The organism is Rhizobium mulingense, assembly GCF_029194105.1.
GTDB lineage: Bacteria > Pseudomonadota > Alphaproteobacteria > Rhizobiales > Rhizobiaceae > Rhizobium > Rhizobium mulingense.
In genome coordinates this window covers 16,874-35,392 of the sequence record NZ_JARFVE010000014.1, presented here as the reverse complement: position 1 = coordinate 35,392, position 18,519 = coordinate 16,874, and the positions used below count along the sequence as shown (strand labels likewise).

Genomic DNA, 18,519 nt, shown 5'->3' with positions numbered 1-18,519 from the left:
CTCCCGATTGATGCTCTACGCCTCTTTCGGAAATTAGACACCGTTATGGTTAACGAATACTTTCGCGGTCGTCATTTGCGTCAGAAAACCAATCACCTCAGGCGTGGCTGATCGATGCAAGAGTGCGGTAGAAAGACGGCGTCAGCCCGGCTTCGGCCCGGGCGAGATCGTTGAAGGGCGGCTTCAGCGGCCCGCGGAAATTGGCGCGCACCAGCTCCTGGAAGGCCTTTGCCGGATCGCGCCTTTCGCGGGCGCAGAGGAAGCGGAACCATTTGGCGCCGACGGCGACATGGCCTTTTTCATCGTTATAGATGACGTCGAGGACGGCAGCGCTTTCGAGATCGCCGGTCTCGCGCATCTTGGCCTGCAGCGACGGTGTGACGTCGAGGCCGCGGGCTTCGAGAATTAGCGGCACGACGGCAAGCCTTGCCGTCAGGTCGTTGCGCGTCGAATGGGCCGCCTGCCACAACCCGTCATGGGCGGGAAGATCGCCGTAATCGGCGCCGAGATCGTTGAGGCGGGCGCGCACCATGCGAAAATGTTTCGCCTCCTCGAAAGCGACCTGCATCCAGCCGTCGAAGAAGGAGTTTGGCACCTGTTCGGTCGCGAATCGCGCAACGATATCGAGCGCCAGGTCGACCGCATTGAGCTCGATATGGGCGATGGCATGCAGCAGTGCGATACGGCCTTTCAGCGTGTGCAGCGAGCGTTTCTTCACAAGGGTCGGCGGCGTCAGCACCGGTTTGTCGGGACGGCCGGGCCTTTCCGGCAGGGCAGCGTCGAGCGGCGAGCGCAGCGACACCCGGCGGGCGAACCAGCGGGTGGCGCTTTCCTGCGCAAGGGCGGTCTTGCGGTCGAGATCGGCCGAGCGGATGGCGTCGATGGCGCCGCCGCGCAACGAGCTTATTGTGAAATCACCGGTCACGCGGCCAGATTCCTGACGGCCTCGAGCACGGTTTCGGCATGGCCTTGCACCTTCACCTTCTGCCAGATGGTGGCGATCGTGCCGTCCTGGCGGATGAGGAACGTGGTGCGCTCGACGCCCATGAAGTTTCGGCCGTACATGCTCTTTTCCTTCCAGACGCCATAGGCCTGCAGCGTCGTCTTGTCTTCGTCCGAGGCGAGCGCCACCGAAAGACGGTGTTTCCTGATGAACTTGTCATGGCAGGCAGCCGAATCGGGCGACATGCCGATCACGGCGGCACCGGCTGCTTCGAACTCCGGCGCCAGCGCCGTGAAAGCCAGCGATTCGGCGGTGCAGCCCGTGGTGTCATCTTTGGGATAGAAGAACAGCACTAGCGGCCTGCCGTGAAAATCGGACAGGGAGACACGACCGCCGCCGTCGCGGGGGAGATTGAAATCGGGGGCCAGGGCACCGATGCCGGGAACCGCCATTGGGAAAACCTTTCTTTTGCCGGGTTTGTGGATGACACTCTCTCTCCCCGAATTATATAGTGGATGGAAACCCGTCCAGCATGGCCGGGTTCAATTCTTCGATTTAAGGGAGAGCCCGAGGGCGCATGTCAGCCATCCGCGGCGAAAAGGTCACGTTTCGCAAGAAGGATATCGTTGCGCTGGACCGCTTGCCGTCCGCCCAGGCCGAGGATCCGATCATTGTTCATTGCCCGCCGCCGCGTTCGCCGGTGCGGCGCACGGCGAAGCTGACCTTGGGATTTCTGGGACTGATTCTCCTGATCCTCGGTGCCATCGTCTTCACCGTCGAGAGCGGCATGTTCGACAAGCCGCTGTCTGAGCAGGCGCAGGCGGCGCTGAACGGCGTGGCCGGACCGCGCTACCGCGCCGAAGTCGGGTCCACCGTCATCCGTTTCACCTCTGACTTCCGGCTGGCGCTGGAAGCGCGCAACGTCAATATGATCGACCAGCAGAGCGGCCAGCACCTGTCGACGACGGGTTCGGTGCGGCTGGGGCTCGATCCGCTACAGCTCTTCCGCGGCCGCATCGCCGTCGCCGATATCGAAGCGGAGGATATCGCGCTCGACACCGCGCTTTTGCCCTCCGGCAACCCCGTCAAGCTCGACGATCTGCGCATCGACGCCATGCCGGCGGCGATGGAGACGATCTTCTCGCAGCTCGACATGTTCGACAACATCGTGACACGCGGCTCGACCAATTCGGTGCGCATCTCCGGCATCGACGTCAAATTCGCCGACACCGCAAACGGCCCGTTGTCGCTCGTCGTCGATAATCTGATCTTTGCGCATGCCGGGCCATCCTCACTGCAATTGAGAGGTGAGGTTGCGCTTAACGGCGAAGTGGCGGAGCTCGATGTGCTGGCCGAGAAGGAAGGCGGCCAGGTGTCGAAGGTGGTGGCGACGCTCAGGCACGCCGACCTCACGCCCTTTGCGTTGAAACGCAACGATCAGGGCGTGATACGGCAGGGGCTCAGTGCCTTCGTCGACCTGACAGTGTCGGCGACCAGGGAGCGCGACGGCGTGCAGCCGGCGCTTGCCGCAACGGTCGATATCGATCCCGGCGTGATTTATGCAGATGGCGATCCGCAGGAGCTGTCGGGCGGGCAGATCAACCTCGCCTATGATTTCGCCAAGCAGACGCTGGAGATCGCCAAGTCGAACGCCCGGTTCGGCGCGACCACGGTTCCGATCAACGGCGCGCTGATTGATCTCGACAAGCTCGACCCGCAGGCCGGCAAGGGCTTCGGCATCGACCTGCTGGTCAGCGGCGGCACCGCCGCGCCTGGCGCCTCCGGCGAACAGCCGCTCTCCTTCGATATCCAGGCGACCGGGCGTTATATGGTCGCCGGCCGAGAATTCCTGTTTCCCAACATGACCGTTTCCAGCGCCCTCGGCGCGCTTTACGGGGCGTTGCACGTCAAGCTCGGCGATAAGTCGCCGGAAATCAGCTTTGCCGGGCAGTCCAGAGAGCTGCAGACGACGGCGATCAAGCAGCTCTGGCCGTTCTGGATGGCGCCCAAGGTGCGCACATGGGTGCATGGCAATCTCTTCGGCGGCACCGTCACCGACGCCGCCATATCCGTTTTCATCCCGTTCGGACGGCTTGACGAAGCAGCCGGCGGCAAGGGATTGAAGCTCGACGCCAACCAGATCCGCATCGGCTTCGACATTGCCGGTGCGCGGATGAACGTTGCCGGCGACATTCCGCCGGTGCGCGATACGGCGGCGCATTTCGATCTGACCGGCCCGGTTGCGACGATTTCGATCAAGAGCGGCACTTCCTATTTCCCCTCCGGCCGGTCCGTCGGTCTCGGGCAGGGAACGTTCGTCATACCTTCCGCCTACGACAAACCGCTGATGGCCGATATCGATCTTGCGGTCTCCGGTGCGGCGGACGCCGTCGGCGAGCTCCTGACCTACAAACCGATCCGGGTGCTGCAGCGCGCCGGCTTTACGGCCGACGATTTCAAGGGACACATCGACGCGAATGTGAAGGCGCATTTCGGACTGCTGTCGTCGCAAAACCCGCCGCCGGCCGAGTGGAAGGCCGCCATGAAGCTCACCGACGTCGATCTGGCCAAGCCGTTCTCCGGCCGCACGATCAGCAATGTCAGCGGCATGCTGAATGGCGATCCGAAGCAGATCACGCTCGACGCCAAGGGCGAGATCGACGGCATTCCGGCCGAGATCGATCTGACCGAGCCGGTCGAAGCGTCGTCTGGCGTGGAGCGGCAGCGCGTAATCACGGCGACGCTCTCGGATGATCAGCGCAGCAAGGTGATGCCCGGGCTTTCCGATATCGTCAGGGGTAACCTGAAGATGGTGCTGACGCGGATAGACGACGACCGGCAAGACGTTCAGCTCGACCTCACCAAATCGATGCTCGACCTTCCTTGGATCGGCTGGTCGAAAGGCAGCGGCATTGCCGCATCCGCGGAGTTCGAGATGTCCGGGCCGCCCGAAAATACTGAGATCAAGAATTTCCGGCTGAAGGGTGACGGCTTCGGTGCCAGTGGTTCGCTGAACGTCGGCAAGACGGGCCTAATCTCCGCGGATTTCGACAGCGTCAGGCTCTCCTCGCTCGACGATTTCGCCTTGTCGGTGAAGCGCAGCAAGGGCAATTTCGACGTCTCCGTTTCAGGAACCAGCGCCGATGCGCGGCCGGTCATCGCGCGATTGAAATCGGGCTCGGACAGCGGCGAGGGCGGCGATAGCGACAATACCGGCGTGTCGGTGCGCGCCAGGCTGAAAAACGTAATCGGCTTCAATGACGAGAAGGTCGGCAACTTTCAGGCTCAGCTGTCACTGCGCGGCGACAAGCTACAGACCCTGAATTTTTCCGGCATCACCGACAGCGGTGAGGCCGTGGTCAGCCAGATGAAGGATGGCGGCGTCATCAACATCACCAGCGGCGATGCCGGCGCGGTTTTCCGTTTCGCCGATCTCTACCAGCACATGCAGGGCGGCCTGCTCAATCTGGCGATCCGCTTGGGTGCGGAGGGCGGTTGGGACGGCTCGCTCGACGTGCGCCGCTTCTCGATCGTCAACGAACAGCGCCTGCGTTCGATCGTCTCGACACCCGTCGGAAACGAGCAGCGCAGCCTTAACGAGGCCGTCAAACGCGACATCGACACTTCGTCGCAACGCTTCCAGCGCGGCTTTGCCCGCATCGTTTCGCGGGGCGGCATGATCGGTATCGAGAACGGGGTGCTGCGTGGCGACCAGATCGGCGCGACGTTCCAGGGCGTGGTGCGCGACCGCAAGGGCAATATGGATATGACCGGCACCTTCATGCCGGCATATGGCCTCAATCGCCTCTTTGCCGAACTGCCTCTGATCGGCGTCATCCTCGGCAATGGCAGCGACCGCGGCCTGATCGGCATCACCTTTAAGCTCACCGGCAAGTTCGACCAGCCGAACCTACAGATCAATCCGCTGTCGATCATCGCCCCGGGCGTCTTCCGGCAGATTTTCGAATTCCAGTGAGGGAAAGCGAGACTAAATATCTTTCCGCCTGAGGAGATAGTCGAGGCCGCCGACGCGATACCAGCGGTAGCCATAGGCATCGAGCATGACCGTATGGCGGCCTTTTTCGTCGGCTTCGCTACTTGCCCCATCGGCAATATCGATCAGCAATCGCCCGAGTTCACCAACATCAGGATCGAAGGTCACTTCCATCGGGTGCGGACGCAGGTTGTGCAGGATCAGCACCGAATTGCCGCGCCAGTCATAACGCAGCGCCAGTACGCCGTCGTCACCTGTGTCGACCGCTGAGAAATCGCCCCAGCCGATCTCGGGAGCCTCCTTGCGCATCCGGATCATCCGCTCGGTCCAGTTCAAAAGCGAATTAGGGTCGCGCCGTTGGACGGCGACATTGATGTGCTCGAAGCCGTAGGGGCCGTCCTTGATAACAGGTGAAACGGGCTTCGCGCTTTTGGTGAAACCGCCTTCCGGTTCCCTCGACCATTGCATCGGGGTGCGCGCGCAATTGCGCTCCGGCAGGCACAGATCATCGCCCATGCCAATTTCATCGCCGTAGCGGATGACCGGCGTCCCGGGCAGCGAGAACAGCAGGCTGTAGGCCAGCTCGATCCTGCGGCGGTCGCCGCCGAGCATGGGCGCCAGGCGACGGCGAATGCCCCTGTCATAAAGTTGCATGCCCTTCTCGGGTCCAAATGCCGCGAATACCGCGTCGCGCTGCTTATCCGTCAGGCGACCGAGATCCAGTTCATCGTGGTTGCGAAGGAACAGCCCCCATTGCGCAGTTGCCGGGCGCGGCTTCGTGGCATCCATCGCCTTCTTCAGAGGACGCGTGTCGGCCGTGGCGAGAGCATAAAACAGCGTCTGATTGACCTGGAAATTGAACATCATCTGCATGCGGTCGCCATCGTCGCCGAAATATTCGAAATTGTCCTTCGGCAGGATATTGGCCTCCGCCAGCACGATGGAATCTCCCAGGCGCCATTGCAGGAATTCGCGAAATTTCCTTAGCATGTCGAACTGTTCGACCGGCTTGGTGACTTCGGCGCCCTTGGTGGCGATGATGAAGGGGGCGGCGTCCATGCGGAAGCCCGAGACGCCGAGCTGGACCCAGAATCCCATAATCTTGAGGATCTCCGCCTGCACCTCGGGATTGGACGTGTTGAGATCGGGCTGGTGATCGTAGAAGCGGTGAAAATAATAGCATTTGGCTTTTTCGTCATAGGTCCAGGTGGTTTTCTGGACGCCCGGGAAAACCATGCCCTGATCCGCGTTGGCGGGCTTTTTGTCTGACCAGACGTACCACTCGCGATAGCGTGAATGCGGGTCGCTCCTAGCGTCTTCGAACCAGGGATGATCCTTCGAGGTGTGATTGATCACCAGATCGATCAACACCCGGATACCCCGCTGTTTGGCACCATGGGTGAACTCGACGAAATCGCCGAGCGAGCCATAGCGTGGGTCGACATTATAGTAATCGGAGACGTCGTAGCCGTCGTCCCGACCGGGCGACGTCTGGAACGGCATGAGCCAGATCGCCGTCACGCCGAGGCCTGAAAGATAGTCGAGACGGCGCATCAGGCCTTGGAAATCGCCCACACCGTCGCCGTTCGCATCCATGAAGCTCTCGACGGACAGGCAGTAGATGACCGCGTTCTTATACCAGAGGTCGTTGATCATGCCGGCACTCCAAATGTATCTGGTCGCAAATCCCGTCGGGCGGAAAAGGTTCCGGGAAGGCGATATCGTGGCGCGGCCAGTTGGATAATTGCGACCTATAGGCTGGTCATTGATGCTTTGCTTATTTTAGATAACTCTGATGTAATGTGGGTGCCAGCTGCAACAGCGATTGGTGCAATGTCGGAGGATGCCATGCAGTGCGCCCGGACAGTCTCCTTCCTATCGGCCACCATGATGGCCGTGACAGTTGGCGAGGCTTCGAATTCTGCAGAAAAGGGCGGACGGCTGAAGCTGGTGAAGAGCATCCCCGTCGAGCATGTCCTCCTGGTTCCGCTCGACGCAAAGATGACGCCGCCGATCTTCTCGATTGGCTGGTGGTCGCGCGTACGACCCGCTTCGGAAGTTAATCCGCCCGGACCGCTCCTTCGAGAGATGAAACAAGACGATGCGGAATATCGGTGGCGGGCCGACTGATCCCGTGCCAAAGGAAAAGCCGGCGCGGGGCGCCGGCTTCAAGATCCGTCCATTTGAAGCGACCTATGCCGCGCGGCGGATCAGGATGTGCTTCTTCTTGCCGAGCGAGAGCTTGATGACGCCGTCGGCGGTGATTTCGCCGCTGCCGATCAGGCGGCGTTCGTCGCTGACGGCCTCGTCATTGATGCGCACTGCGCCGCCCTGGACGTGGCGACGAGCCTCGCCGTTGGAGCCGGCAAGGCCGGCGCGGACCATCAGCGAGAGCAGGCCGATGCCGCCGTCAAGCTCGGTGGCCGAGATTTCAACAGAAGGAAGGTTTTCGGCGACGCGGCCTTCCTCGAAGGTGGTGCGGGCCGTTTCAGCGGATGCTTCGGCCGCCTCGCGACCGTGGACGATCGCGGTCGCTTCGGTGGCGAGAATCTTCTTCGCCTCGTTGATTTCGGCGCCGCCGAGGGCCTCGAGCCTGGCGATTTCGGCGAGCGGCAGGCGGGTGAAGATCTTCAGGAACCGGCCAACATCGGCATCCTCGGTGTTGCGCCAGTACTGCCAGAAATCATAGGGGCTGAAGACGTCCTCGTTCAGCCAGACGGCGCCGGAGGCCGTCTTGCCCATCTTGGCGCCGGAACTCGTCGTCAAAAGCGGCGTGGTCAGCGCGTAGAGCTGCGGCGTGCCCATGCGGTGCCCCAGATCGACGCCGTTGATAATGTTGCCCCACTGATCCGAACCACCCATTTGCAGGCGGCAGCCGTAGCGGCGGCTGAGCTCGACAAAGTCGTAGCCCTGCATGATCATGTAGTTGAATTCGAGGAAGGAGAGCGACTGCTCACGATCGAGGCGCAGCTTGACGCTGTCGAAGGAGAGCATGCGGTTGACCGAGAAATGCCGGCCGACGTCACGCAGGAATTCGACATAGTTGAGCTTCATCAGCCAGTCGGCATTGTTGACCATGAAGGCATCGGTCGGACCGTCGCCGAAGCGTAGGATACGCGAGAATATCTTCTTGATGCCCTCGATGTTGGTGTTGATCGCCTCCGGCGTCAGAAGCTTGCGTTGCTCGTCGCGGAAGGAGGGATCGCCGACCATCGACGTGCCGCCGCCCATCAGCGCGATCGGCCGGTGGCCGGTCTCTTGCAGCCAGTAGAGCATAGTGGCCGAGATCAAATTGCCGATATGCAGGCTGGTCGCGGTTGCGTCGTAACCGACGTAGGCCGTCACGACCTCCTTCACGAACAGATCGTCGAGGCCGCTTTCATCGGAAACCTGATGGATGAAGCCGCGCTCTTTCAGCGTGCGGAGGAAATCGGACTTGAACTCGGACATGGCTTTCGTCTCTTGGTGTCTGCGCTCGGTCCCGTGTGGCCTTGCGCAACTTCGTTGTTGTTGATCTGTCGCGGCGCGTTTAGCACTGTTTTTACAAAAGTGCATCCGGGAATCGCATGGGAGGCAAGCCTCATGGATGTGGTCAGAACCGCAATCGGCCTGATGAGCGGCACGTCGATGGACGGTATCGATGTCGCGCTGATCAGGACCGACGGCCGCGGCTTCATCGAGCGCGGGCCGTTTCTGGGGATGCCGTATGATGCAGAGTTTCGCGGACGGCTCAAACGGGCGCTGGAACTGGCGCGGCCGCTCCGGGACAGGAACGAACGGCCGGGAGAACTTCGCGAGATCGAGCTCGAGCTGACCTTACGGCATGCAACTGCCGTTACGGCATTTCTCGAGCATTTCGGGCTCGCTGCCAATGGCGTCGACATTCTCGGTTTCCATGGCCAGACGGTGCTTCACCGGCCGGACGAGGGACTGACGATCCAGATCGGCGACGGCCGGGAATTGGCGTGCCGGACGGGCTTATCCGTGGTCTACGACATGCGTGCCAACGATATGGTGCATGGCGGGCAGGGTGCGCCGCTGGTGCCGGCCTATCATGCAGCACTGGCGGGAAAATTCCAGCAGGCGGGAGAGGCGGTGTGCTTCGTCAATATCGGCGGCATCTCCAACCTCACCTATATCGGCGCTGACGGCCGGATCGCCGCCTTCGACAGCGGCCCTGGCAATACGCTGATCGATCAATGGGTAGAGATGCAGACCGGCAGAACCTATGATCCCGGCGGCGAGATCGGCGGGCGCGGGAAGGTCGTCCCCGCCCTGGCGGAGCGGTATCTGAACAGCCCGTTCTTCCGCGGCAATGTCCGCCGTTCGCTCGATCGCGGCGATTTCGCGCCGCTTCGGCCTGATGAGGCGAGCCTCGAAGACGGCGCCCGGACGCTTGCGCATGTCGCTGCCGCATCGATCATCAAATCCGCCGGATTCCTGCCCGAACGTCCATCGGCCTATATCGTCTGCGGCGGCGGTCGGCTGAACGGCACCTTGATGGGCGAGCTCTCGGCGATGACCGAGGGATCGAGAGTGTTGAGCGCCGAGGCCGCGGGCTTCGACGGCGATGCGATGGAGGCCGAGGCCTGGGCCTACCTCGCCGTACGCTCGCTGGACGGGCTGCCGCTGACCTTTCCCGGCACGACGGGAGTTGCGGCTCCCGTCAGCGGCGGCGTGCTGGCAAGACCATGACAAGCCAAAGGCTGATATTGGAAACGCCGAGGCTGCGTTTTGTCATGTGGGACGAAGGCGACGCCGCCCTGCTGCAGCAACTGCACTCAAGCATGGCGACGACGCGATATCTTCCCGGCAATACTCCCTGGAGCCTTGATAAGGCCGAGCAACGGTTGCGCGACTGGTTCGCGGAGCAGGCGCGCGACGGTACAACCAAATACAAGCTTCTCGCCGCGGATGGCAGCTTTATGGGTCGCGCCGGCATTTCGCGATTCGGGAGTGACCAATTCGAACTCGGCTATTCCCTGCGCGAGGAGGCGTGGGGCAAGGGCCTGGCGACGGAGGCGGCGAGCGCGCTCGCCGGCTGGTTCTCGCGAGGGCGTTCGCGTCGAGCTTTATCGCTTTCACGCATCCCGAAAATGTTGCTTCGCAGCGGGTCCTCAGGAAGATCGGCATGCGCGAACGCGCGCCAATCCTGATCGATGGAGTCCTCGACACGGCTTACGAGCTGACTGCCGGCATGCAGTCGGGAAAGCCCAGCGCGTCGTGATGATGGTGGTGGGCAGACGTCGGGGTTATGCGGTCAGCGGATCCGCTTGGCCGCCGGCTCGGGCACCAGCTCGCCATTGAGGCGGCGGTCGAGATAGTCCTCGCATTCGCTCATCAGCGTCTCCACCTGACCGTTGAAGAAGTGGTTGGCATTGGCAACGGTGCGATGGGTAATGAGAATCCCCTTCTGGGTCTTCAGCTTCTCCACAAGGCCGTTGACATCCTTTTCCGGCGCCACCTTGTCGGCCTCGCCGTTGATGATCAGGCCGGAGGAGGGGCAGGGCGCCAGGAACGAGAAGTCGTAGGTATTTGGCTGCGGGGCGATCGACATGAAGCCCTCGATCTCCGGCCGGCGCATCAGGAGTTGCATGCCGATCCATGAACCGAAGGAATAACCGGCGACCCAACAGGTCTTCGAATCGGGATGCAGGCTCTGCACCCAGTCGAGCGCCGAGGCGGCATCCGACAATTCGCCGGCGCCGTGGTCGAATTCGCCCTGGCTGCGGCCGATGCCCCGGAAATTGAAGCGCAAAGTCGTGAACCCGCGCTTCTGGAACATGTAGAAGAGCTGGTAGACAATCTGGTTGTTCATCGTGCCGCCGAACTGCGGATGCGGATGCAGGATCAGGGCGATGGGCGCGCTTTTTTCCTTGGAGGGCTGGTAGCGGCCTTCAAGACGGCCGGCTGGACCGTTGAAAATTACTTCGGGCATTGGTACTCCGGGTTTTATTTCGCGTTCGCGCTGCGTCGGGCGACAACATGACTTGACTATCGTTGTCAGCTTTTCTAAAACGCAGTTTAGAACAATTCGAAACTTGCATGGCGATCCACGCTTCGTGGAACGTGTCATACGGCAAGCCCGGCGGAAATTTCAAGAAAAATGAACCGTGGGTGCTGAAGCAAGCTCGTCAAGCGCAGGACTGAAGATCATGGCGCCGCCACGCCTTTATCTCGACTGGAATGCCACAGCGCCGCTGCACCCCGCAGCGCGTGAGGCGATCATGGGCGCCATTGACGTGTTTGGCAATCCGAACAGCGTGCATGGTGAGGGACGGGCCGCCCGCGCTGCTATCGAATGTGCGCGACGCAAGGTCGCCGCCCTTGCCGGCACAGAAGCCGGCAATGTGATCTTCACCAGCGGCGCAACGGAAGCCGCCAATCTGGTGCTGACGCCGGAATTTCGCATGGGTCGTACGCCGCTTCGGCTTGGCCATCTCTATTTTTCAGCGGTCGAGCACCCGGCGGTTCGCGAAGGCGGGCGCTTCTCCAGGGAAAACATGACGGAGATCCCGGTGACGGAAGCCGGAATCGTCGATCTCGACGCGCTCGGGCTTCTGCTCGGGGCGCATGACAAGGCAGCAGGCCTGCCGATGGTCGCCGTCATGCTTGTCAACAACGAGACGGGTATCGTCCAGCCGGTCGAGGCGGCGGCAAAAATCGTGCATGCCCATGGCGGGCTTTTCGTGGTCGACGCGGTGCAGGCGGCCGGCCGCATCCCGCTCGATATCAATAGGATTGGCGCCGATTTCATGATCGTCTCCTCGCATAAGATCGGCGGGCCGAAAGGCGCCGGCGCGCTGATTGCGCGCGGCGAGGCGCTGATGCCGCGGCCGCTGATCCAGGGTGGCGGGCAGGAGCGTGGTCACCGTTCGGGGACACAGAATTCGCTGGCGCTGATTGGCTTTGGCGCGGCGGCGGAGACGGCAGCGGGCGAGCTGGAGACGCGCAATGCGGCAATCGGCGCGTTGCGCGAGCGGCTCGAGGAAGGCATGCGACGGCACGCCGCCGACGTGATCATCCATGGCGAGAGCGGCGAGCGCGTCGCCAATACGATCTTCTTCACCCTACCGGGGTTGAAGGCCGAGACCGGACAGATCGCCTTCGATCTCGAAGGTGTCGCGCTTTCGGCAGGTTCGGCTTGCTCGTCGGGACGGCTTGGCGAAAGCCATGTGCTGACGGCGATGGGCCGCGACGCCAAACTCGGCGCACTACGCATCTCGCTCGGCTTCTCGACGACGGAAGAAGACATAGACAGGGCGGTTGCCGCTTTTGCGAAGATCGCCTGCCGGCGCAGGTCGGCGGGTGAGGCGGCCTGACCGCATCATAAACTTGCGGAAACGCAAATTTCCGCTTGCCAATCGGGCTGAAAAGTCCCTTTTGGCCTCTTACATCAGGGCAAGGAATTGCCCGACCATCAGGGCAAGCGATTGCCCGACAGGAAGGGCGAGACGATTGCCCATATGCTACAAGCTGCCGGACCTTGGATCCGGCGAGATTGGAGAATGAAATGGCTGCCGTGCAGGAAACGATCGACCAGGTGCGCCTGATCGATGTGGACCAGTACAAATACGGTTTCGAGACCGTCATCGAAATGGACAAGGCGCCGAAGGGCCTATCCGAGGATATCATCCGCTTCATTTCGGCCAAGAAGCAGGAGCCGGAATGGATGCTGGAATGGCGTCTAGAGGCCTATCGGCGCTGGCTGACGCTGGAAGAGCCGACCTGGGCACGCGTCAATTATCCGAAGATCGATTTTAACGACATCCATTACTACGCCGCGCCGAAGAGCGCGCCGGGTCCGAAGTCGCTCGACGAGGTCGATCCGGAGCTGTTGAAGGTCTATGAGAAGCTCGGCATTCCGCTGCGTGAGCAGGAGATCCTGGCCGGCGTCGAGAAGCCGAAGATCGCTGTCGACGCGGTCTTCGACAGCGTCTCGGTCGTCACCACCTTCAAGGCGGAGCTGAAGAAGGCCGGCGTGATCTTCATGTCGATCTCGGAAGCCATCCGCGAACATCCCGATCTCGTCCGGAAATATCTCGGTTCGGTCGTTCCGACCTCGGACAATTATTACGCGACGCTGAATTCGGCTGTGTTTACCGACGGCTCCTTCGTCTTCGTGCCGAAAGGCGTTCGCTGCCCAATGGAGCTTTCCACCTATTTCCGCATCAACGAGAAGGGCACCGGCCAGTTCGAGCGCACGCTGATCATCGCGGAAGAGGGCGCCTACGTCTCCTATCTGGAAGGCTGCACGGCGCCGCAGCGCGATGAAAACCAGCTGCATGCCGCAGTGGTCGAGCTCGTGGCTCTCGACGATGCCGAGATTAAATATTCCACAGTCCAGAACTGGTATCCGGGCGACAAGGAAGGCAAGGGCGGCATCTACAATTTCGTCACCAAGCGCGGCGATTGCCGCGGCGACCGCTCGAAAATCTCCTGGACGCAGGTTGAAACCGGCTCGGCGATCACCTGGAAATATCCGTCGTGCATCCTGCGCGGCGACGACTCCAGAGGCGAATTCTACTCGATCGCCGTCTCGAACGGTCATCAGCAGATCGACAGTGGCACCAAGATGATCCATCTCGGCAAGAATACGTCGAGCCGCATCGTCTCCAAGGGCATCGCCGCCGGCGTTTCCAACAACACCTACCGCGGCCAGGTCTCGGCCCACCGCAAGGCGTCGAATGCGCGCAACTTCACCCAGTGCGATTCGCTGCTGATCGGCGACAAGTGCGGCGCCCATACCGTGCCCTACATTGAGGCGAAGAATTCGACGGCACAGTTCGAGCATGAAGCGACGACCTCGAAGATCTCCGAGGACCAGCTGTTCTACTGCCTGCAGCGCGGTATCCCTACAGAGGCGGCGATCGCGCTGATCGTCAACGGCTTCGTCAAGGAAGTGCTGCAGGAGCTGCCGATGGAGTTCGCCGTCGAGGCGCAGAAGCTGATCAGCATTTCGCTTGAAGGCTCTGTAGGCTGATATGGACGAGACGGACAAGAAGCGCATTCTTGAACGTCTGGAAAATATGCGCGGGGAAATATTGGCGAAAATTCGCCCCCGCGAGCAAAGGTACGAGACGGAAACGCCGCCGGAGCCGCCATACGTGTTTCTTCAGCAGCGAGTGGAAAAACCGGCAAAGTTCATTGAAGTTATCGGGAGATTTCTGCAAATCCCTGAATTCATCGAATGGCTTCGGTTCGTCTTCAAGGCAGCAGGTGTGGTTTTTGCTGCCATCTGTTTTTGGCGTTAGCGCCGAATACATGCCCTTAGGAGTTGCAGTTCTCGGGACAAGCCCGAGGATGACGGATCGAGACCAGTGCGAACGGTCAATTGGGCGGATCCTTGAAATCCGCCGGATAACAGGAAAGACAAAGATGCTTGAAATCAGAAACCTTCATGCCCGCATCGCCGAAGACGGCACCGAGATCATCCGTGGTCTGAACCTGACGGTGAAGGCCGGGGAAGTGGCCGCCATCATGGGGCCGAACGGCTCCGGCAAGTCGACGCTTTCTTATGTGCTGTCGGGTCGCGAAGACTATGAAGTCACCGAGGGTGAGATTCTCTACAACGGCGAGAGCATCCTCGAACTCGATCCTGCCGAGCGCGCCGCAAAGGGCATTTTCCTTGCCTTCCAGTATCCGGTCGAAATCCCCGGTGTCGCCACCATGCAGTTCCTCAAGGTGGCGATGAACGAGCAGCGCAAGGCGCGCGGCGAGGACGAATTGACGACGCCGGATTTCATGCGTCGCGTCAAGGATGCCGCGGCCAAGCTGCAAATCAACACCGAGATGCTGAAGCGGCCGCTCAACGTCGGCTTCTCCGGCGGCGAGAAGAAGCGCGCCGAGATCCTGCAGATGGCGCTGCTGGAGCCGAAGCTCTGCGTGCTCGACGAAACCGATTCCGGCCTCGACATCGACGCGCTGAAGATCGTCGCCGACGGCGTCAATGCGCTGCGTTCGCCCGATCGCGCTGTCGTCGTCATCACCCATTATCAGCGCCTGCTCGACTATATCGTGCCTGATACGGTTCACGTGCTCTACAAGGGCCAGGTGATCAAGTCGGGCGACAAGACGCTGGCGCATGAGCTCGAAGCCAACGGCTATGCCGATATCATCGGCGCGGCGGCCTGAGTTCGGGTGGAAAGGACGACCTCCATGAACATGCAGACGACGAGTCGCCTGACCGCGGCCGAAACGGCGCTGATCGACGCCTTCAACCAGCAGATCGGCGAGTTGCCGGGCAACGGCATGGTGACGGCGCTGCGCGACCGGCTTCTCGATGACTTGAAGAAGGCCGGCCTGCCGACGCGCCGCATCGAAGCCTGGCATTACACCGACTTCAAAAACCTGCTGCGCGGCTTGCCGCCGCAGGCAGGCGACGCCGGCTCCGACCCGCTTGAGCCGCTCGTCGCGGGTTCCAGGGTGCTGGCGGTGATCCAGGGCCATGCCAATCAGAAGGCGGTCGCAGAGGGCCTCGGTGTGTCAGCCTATAGCGAACGTCTGCGTGACGGCTCGGCCGCAGGCGGGCTCGATGCGCTCGGCAGCGACGATGCGGTCGGCCGCATCAATGGCAGCTTCGTGCGCGACGGCTATGTGGTTGACGTGCCCGATGATACCGAGCTTGAAAATCCGCTCGAGATTCAGTTCATCCATGCTGGCGGGCAGACGCATACGCGCCTTCCCGTTTCCTTCGGTGCCGGCGTCAAGGCAACTGTTATCGAGCGTCACCGTGCGGTGACGGGCGATGCTGCCTTGGTGTCCCATGTCAGTGACATCACCGTCGGCAAAGGCACGGAACTGACCTGGATCATCCTGCAGCAGCAGGGTGCTGACGATACGCATCTCGGCCAGATCCGCGTCGATCTCGGCGCCGATGCCAAGCTTCGCCTGTTCGTCATCAATGCCGGCGGCAGGCTGGTGCGCCAGGAACTGCACATCAAGGTGACCGGCGAGGGCGCCGATCTGACGCTGCGCGGGATTAACCTGCTCGGGGCCGAGAGCCATACCGACGTGACGATGGTTCTCGGCCACGACGTGCCGCATACCGGCTCGACCGAGGTGATCCGCAACGTGGTGTTCGACCGCGCCAAGGGTGTCTTCCAGGGCATGATCCGGGTGGCGCCCGATGCGCAGAAGACCGACGCCAAAATGGCGTGCAACACGCTTCTGATGTCGGACGATGCCGAGTTCTCGGTCAAGCCCGAGCTCGAGATCTTCGCCGACGACGTCCAGTGCGGCCACGGTGCGACGGTGACCGATATCGACGCCAACCATCTCTATTACATGATGGCGCGCGGCATTCCGGAGAACAAGGCGCGGGCAATGCTCGTCAACGCCTTCGTCGCCGAAATCGTCGAGGAACTGGAAGACGAGGCCCTGGTCGAGGCGCTGGAAGGCGTGATTTCGGCCTGGCTCGAAAAGCACGCCTGATCGGATATAGCCATGGACAAGATCGTGCCGGCCACGCAATACGACGTCGAAACCATCCGCCGGGATTTTCCGATCCTGGCGGAGAAGGTGCACGGCAAGCCGCTGGTCTATCTCGACAACGGCGCCTCGGCCCAGAAGCCGCAGTCGGTGATCGACGCGATCTCGCATGCCTACGCCCATGAATATGCCAATGTGCACCGCGGCCTGCATTATCTCTCAAATGCCGCGACCGATGCCTATGAGGCGGCGCGCGAAAAGGTCCGCCGTTTCCTCAACGCCCCTTCGGTCAGCGATATAGTATTCACCAAGAATTCGACCGAAGCGATCAACACCGTCGCCTATGGCTGGGGCATGCCCAAGCTCGGCGAAGGTGACGAGATCGTCCTGACGATCATGGAGCACCACTCCAATATCGTGCCCTGGCATTTCATTCGCGAGCGGCAGGGCGCCAAACTGGTCTGGGTGCCGGTGGACGACGAGGGCGCCTTTCATATCGAGGATTTCGAGAAGAGCCTGACGGAACGCACCAAGCTCGTCGCCATCACCCATATGTCGAATGCGCTCGGCACGATCGTTCCGGTCAAAGAGGTCTGCCGCATCGCGCATCAACGCGGCATTCCGGTCTTGATCGACGGCAGCCAGGGCGCCGTGCATCTCCCGGTCGACGTGCAGGATATCGATTGCGACTGGTACGTCATGACCGGCCACAAGCTCTACGGCCCGTCGGGTATCGGCGTGCTCTACGGCAAGAAGGAGCGGCTTTTCGAGATGCGCCCCTTCCAGGGCGGCGGCGAGATGATTTTCGAGGTTGCCGAGGATGCGGTCACCTACAACGATCCGCCGCATCGCTTCGAAGCCGGCACGCCGCCGATCGTCCAGGCGATCGGGCTCGGTTATGCGCTCGACTATATGGAGAAGGTCGGCCGCGAGGCGATCGCCCGCCATGAGGCCGATCTTGCCGCTTACGCGGTCGAGCGGCTGAAATCGGTCAATTCGCTGCGCGTGTTCGGCACGGCGCCCGACAAGGGCAGTATCTTTTCCTTCGAGCTTGCCGGCATCCACGCCCACGACGTGTCGATGGTGATCGACCGGCAGGGCATTGCGGTGCGCGCCGGCACGCATTGCGCCATGCCGCTCTTGAAACGCTTCGGCGTCACCGCTACATGCCGTGCATCCTTCGGCATGTACAATACCCGCGCCGAGGTCGATTCCCTGGCCGATGCGCTTGAATATGCGCGCAAGTTCTTTGCTTGAGGAGTGTCCGTGATGAGCCTGGACGAAAGCGAACAGAAGATCGATGTGCGCGAAGGCATCGTGCATTCCAGCATCCCGGCCGATGAGTTGGCAAGACTGAGCGTCGACGTCATCGGCGCGCTGAAGACGGTCTACGACCCGGAAATTCCCGCCGACATCTTCGAACTCGGTCTGATCTACAAGATCGACATCGAGGACGACAGGATGGTGAAGATCATGATGACGCTCACCGCGCCCGGCTGCCCGGTCGCCGGCGAAATGCCGGGCTGGGTGGAAAACGCCGTGGGCGCCGTTGAAGGCGTGTCGGGTGTCGAGGTTGAAATGACCTTCGATCCGCCGTGGACGCCGGATCGCATGTCCGAAGAGGCGCAGGTCGCAGTTGGCTGGTACTGATACCGTACCGTGGTATTGATCCGTTTACGTGCGGCGACTACATTTGAATCACGAAGCACCGGATCTTGACCCCGGTTGCGGAAGGAGATGAAGCCGATGGGCTTTGCAGTGATGAGCATGACGGAAGGGGCCGCGGCCCGCGTCAAGGCGATCGTCGAAAATTCCGGCCCGGAAGCCAAAGGCGTTCGCGTCGGCATCAAGAAGGGCGGCTGCGCCGGGATGGAATATACCATCGATCTGGTGACCGAGCCCAATGCCAAGGACGACCTGATCGAGCGCGATGGCGCGAGGGTCTGGGTCGAGCCATCGGCCGTGCTCTATCTTCTCGGCACCGAAATGGGCTTCGAGCAGACGACGCTGCGCTCCGGCTTCACCTTCACCAACCCGAACCAGACATCGGCCTGCGGCTGCGGCGAATCAGTCGAGCTGAAACCCGCCGATCTCGCGGCCCTTGCCGCGCAGCGCCAAAGCGAGCCGGCGCATTCTTGACGCCGTTCGCATG

The 18,519-nt window shown here is 61.6% G+C and carries 16 protein-coding genes and 1 pseudogene; 12 read left to right on the top strand and 5 right to left on the bottom strand.

The genetic code is table 11. From position 1 onward, the window contains the following. Nucleotides 1-97 precede the first annotated feature (97 nt). Both PYR71_RS25795 and PYR71_RS25790 read right to left on the bottom strand, forming a co-directional pair. A complete protein-coding gene (locus PYR71_RS25795; protein ID WP_275621405.1) occupies nucleotides 98-925 on the bottom strand; it encodes a ferritin-like domain-containing protein in 828 nt (275 codons plus the stop codon). Continuing rightward, the gene (locus tag PYR71_RS25790) at nucleotides 922-1,395 is read right to left on the bottom strand and encodes a peroxiredoxin (RefSeq protein ID WP_183913600.1); all 474 of its coding nucleotides are present in this window, start codon (nucleotides 1,393-1,395) and stop codon (nucleotides 922-924) included. Before PYR71_RS25790 ends, PYR71_RS25795 begins: the two co-directional genes overlap by 4 nt. Before the next feature lie 125 nt (nucleotides 1,396-1,520). Here PYR71_RS25790 and PYR71_RS25785 point away from each other — a divergent pair, with 125 nt between their 5' ends. Further along, on the top strand, nucleotides 1,521-4,919 hold the full coding sequence (locus tag PYR71_RS25785) for a YhdP family protein (protein ID WP_275621404.1): 3,399 nt from the start codon (nucleotides 1,521-1,523) through the stop codon (nucleotides 4,917-4,919). 12 nt (nucleotides 4,920-4,931) lie between these two features. Here PYR71_RS25785 and PYR71_RS25780 read toward each other — a convergent pair whose 3' ends face one another. Then, nucleotides 4,932-6,593, bottom strand: coding sequence for an alpha-amylase family protein (locus PYR71_RS25780; protein WP_275621403.1), 1,662 nt, complete (start codon nucleotides 6,591-6,593; stop codon nucleotides 4,932-4,934). A 192-nt stretch (nucleotides 6,594-6,785) separates the two neighbouring features. On the opposite strand from PYR71_RS25780, the gene PYR71_RS25775 reads away from it, so the two are divergent. Continuing rightward, complete coding sequence (locus PYR71_RS25775) at nucleotides 6,786-7,067, top strand: hypothetical protein (RefSeq protein ID WP_416340296.1); 282 nt, start codon at nucleotides 6,786-6,788, stop codon at nucleotides 7,065-7,067. 63 nt (nucleotides 7,068-7,130) lie between these two features. Here PYR71_RS25775 and tyrS read toward each other — a convergent pair whose 3' ends face one another. Next, a complete protein-coding gene (gene tyrS / locus PYR71_RS25770; protein WP_275621401.1) occupies nucleotides 7,131-8,387 on the bottom strand; it encodes a tyrosine--tRNA ligase in 1,257 nt (418 codons plus the stop codon). 132 nt (nucleotides 8,388-8,519) lie between these two features. Here tyrS and PYR71_RS25765 point away from each other — a divergent pair, with 132 nt between their 5' ends. Beyond that, on the top strand, nucleotides 8,520-9,632 hold the full coding sequence (locus PYR71_RS25765) for an anhydro-N-acetylmuramic acid kinase (RefSeq protein ID WP_275621400.1): 1,113 nt from the start codon (nucleotides 8,520-8,522) through the stop codon (nucleotides 9,630-9,632). After that, nucleotides 9,629-10,164 (top strand): annotated as a pseudogene (locus PYR71_RS25760) (GNAT family N-acetyltransferase). The gene PYR71_RS25765 and the pseudogene PYR71_RS25760 overlap by 4 nt, the downstream one beginning before the upstream one ends. A gap of 33 nt (nucleotides 10,165-10,197) precedes the next feature. Here the strand turns inward: PYR71_RS25760 and PYR71_RS25755 are convergent. Further along, nucleotides 10,198-10,875: an alpha/beta hydrolase gene (locus PYR71_RS25755; protein ID WP_004675601.1), complete on the bottom strand. Its 678-nt coding sequence runs from the start codon at nucleotides 10,873-10,875 to the stop codon at nucleotides 10,198-10,200. 217 nt (nucleotides 10,876-11,092) lie between these two features. Here PYR71_RS25755 and PYR71_RS25750 point away from each other — a divergent pair, with 217 nt between their 5' ends. From PYR71_RS25750 to sufA, 8 genes are all read left to right on the top strand, one after another. Continuing rightward, on the top strand, nucleotides 11,093-12,259 hold the full coding sequence (locus PYR71_RS25750) for a cysteine desulfurase family protein (RefSeq protein ID WP_183913613.1): 1,167 nt from the start codon (nucleotides 11,093-11,095) through the stop codon (nucleotides 12,257-12,259). A 191-nt stretch (nucleotides 12,260-12,450) separates the two neighbouring features. After that, the gene (gene sufB, locus PYR71_RS25745; protein ID WP_064685460.1) at nucleotides 12,451-13,920 is read left to right on the top strand and encodes a Fe-S cluster assembly protein SufB; all 1,470 of its coding nucleotides are present in this window, start codon (nucleotides 12,451-12,453) and stop codon (nucleotides 13,918-13,920) included. A 1-nt stretch (nucleotide 13,921) separates the two neighbouring features. Continuing rightward, nucleotides 13,922-14,191, top strand: coding sequence for a hypothetical protein (locus tag PYR71_RS25740; RefSeq protein ID WP_275621399.1), 270 nt, complete (start codon nucleotides 13,922-13,924; stop codon nucleotides 14,189-14,191). Nucleotides 14,192-14,315: 124 nt separating this feature from the next. Beyond that, nucleotides 14,316-15,071 (top strand): Fe-S cluster assembly ATPase SufC, encoded by a 756-nt coding sequence (gene sufC / locus PYR71_RS25735; protein ID WP_183913618.1) that lies wholly within the window; start codon nucleotides 14,316-14,318, stop codon nucleotides 15,069-15,071. A 24-nt stretch (nucleotides 15,072-15,095) separates the two neighbouring features. After that, complete coding sequence (gene sufD / locus PYR71_RS25730; protein WP_275621398.1) at nucleotides 15,096-16,370, top strand: Fe-S cluster assembly protein SufD; 1,275 nt, start codon at nucleotides 15,096-15,098, stop codon at nucleotides 16,368-16,370. 12 nt (nucleotides 16,371-16,382) lie between these two features. After that, complete coding sequence (locus PYR71_RS25725) at nucleotides 16,383-17,624, top strand: cysteine desulfurase (protein WP_275621397.1); 1,242 nt, start codon at nucleotides 16,383-16,385, stop codon at nucleotides 17,622-17,624. A 12-nt stretch (nucleotides 17,625-17,636) separates the two neighbouring features. Further along, a complete protein-coding gene (locus PYR71_RS25720) occupies nucleotides 17,637-18,017 on the top strand; it encodes an SUF system Fe-S cluster assembly protein (protein WP_275621396.1) in 381 nt (126 codons plus the stop codon). Between the two features lie 96 nt (nucleotides 18,018-18,113). Then, nucleotides 18,114-18,506, top strand: coding sequence for a Fe-S cluster assembly scaffold SufA (gene sufA / locus PYR71_RS25715; protein WP_004675584.1), 393 nt, complete (start codon nucleotides 18,114-18,116; stop codon nucleotides 18,504-18,506). Nucleotides 18,507-18,519 lie beyond the last annotated feature (13 nt).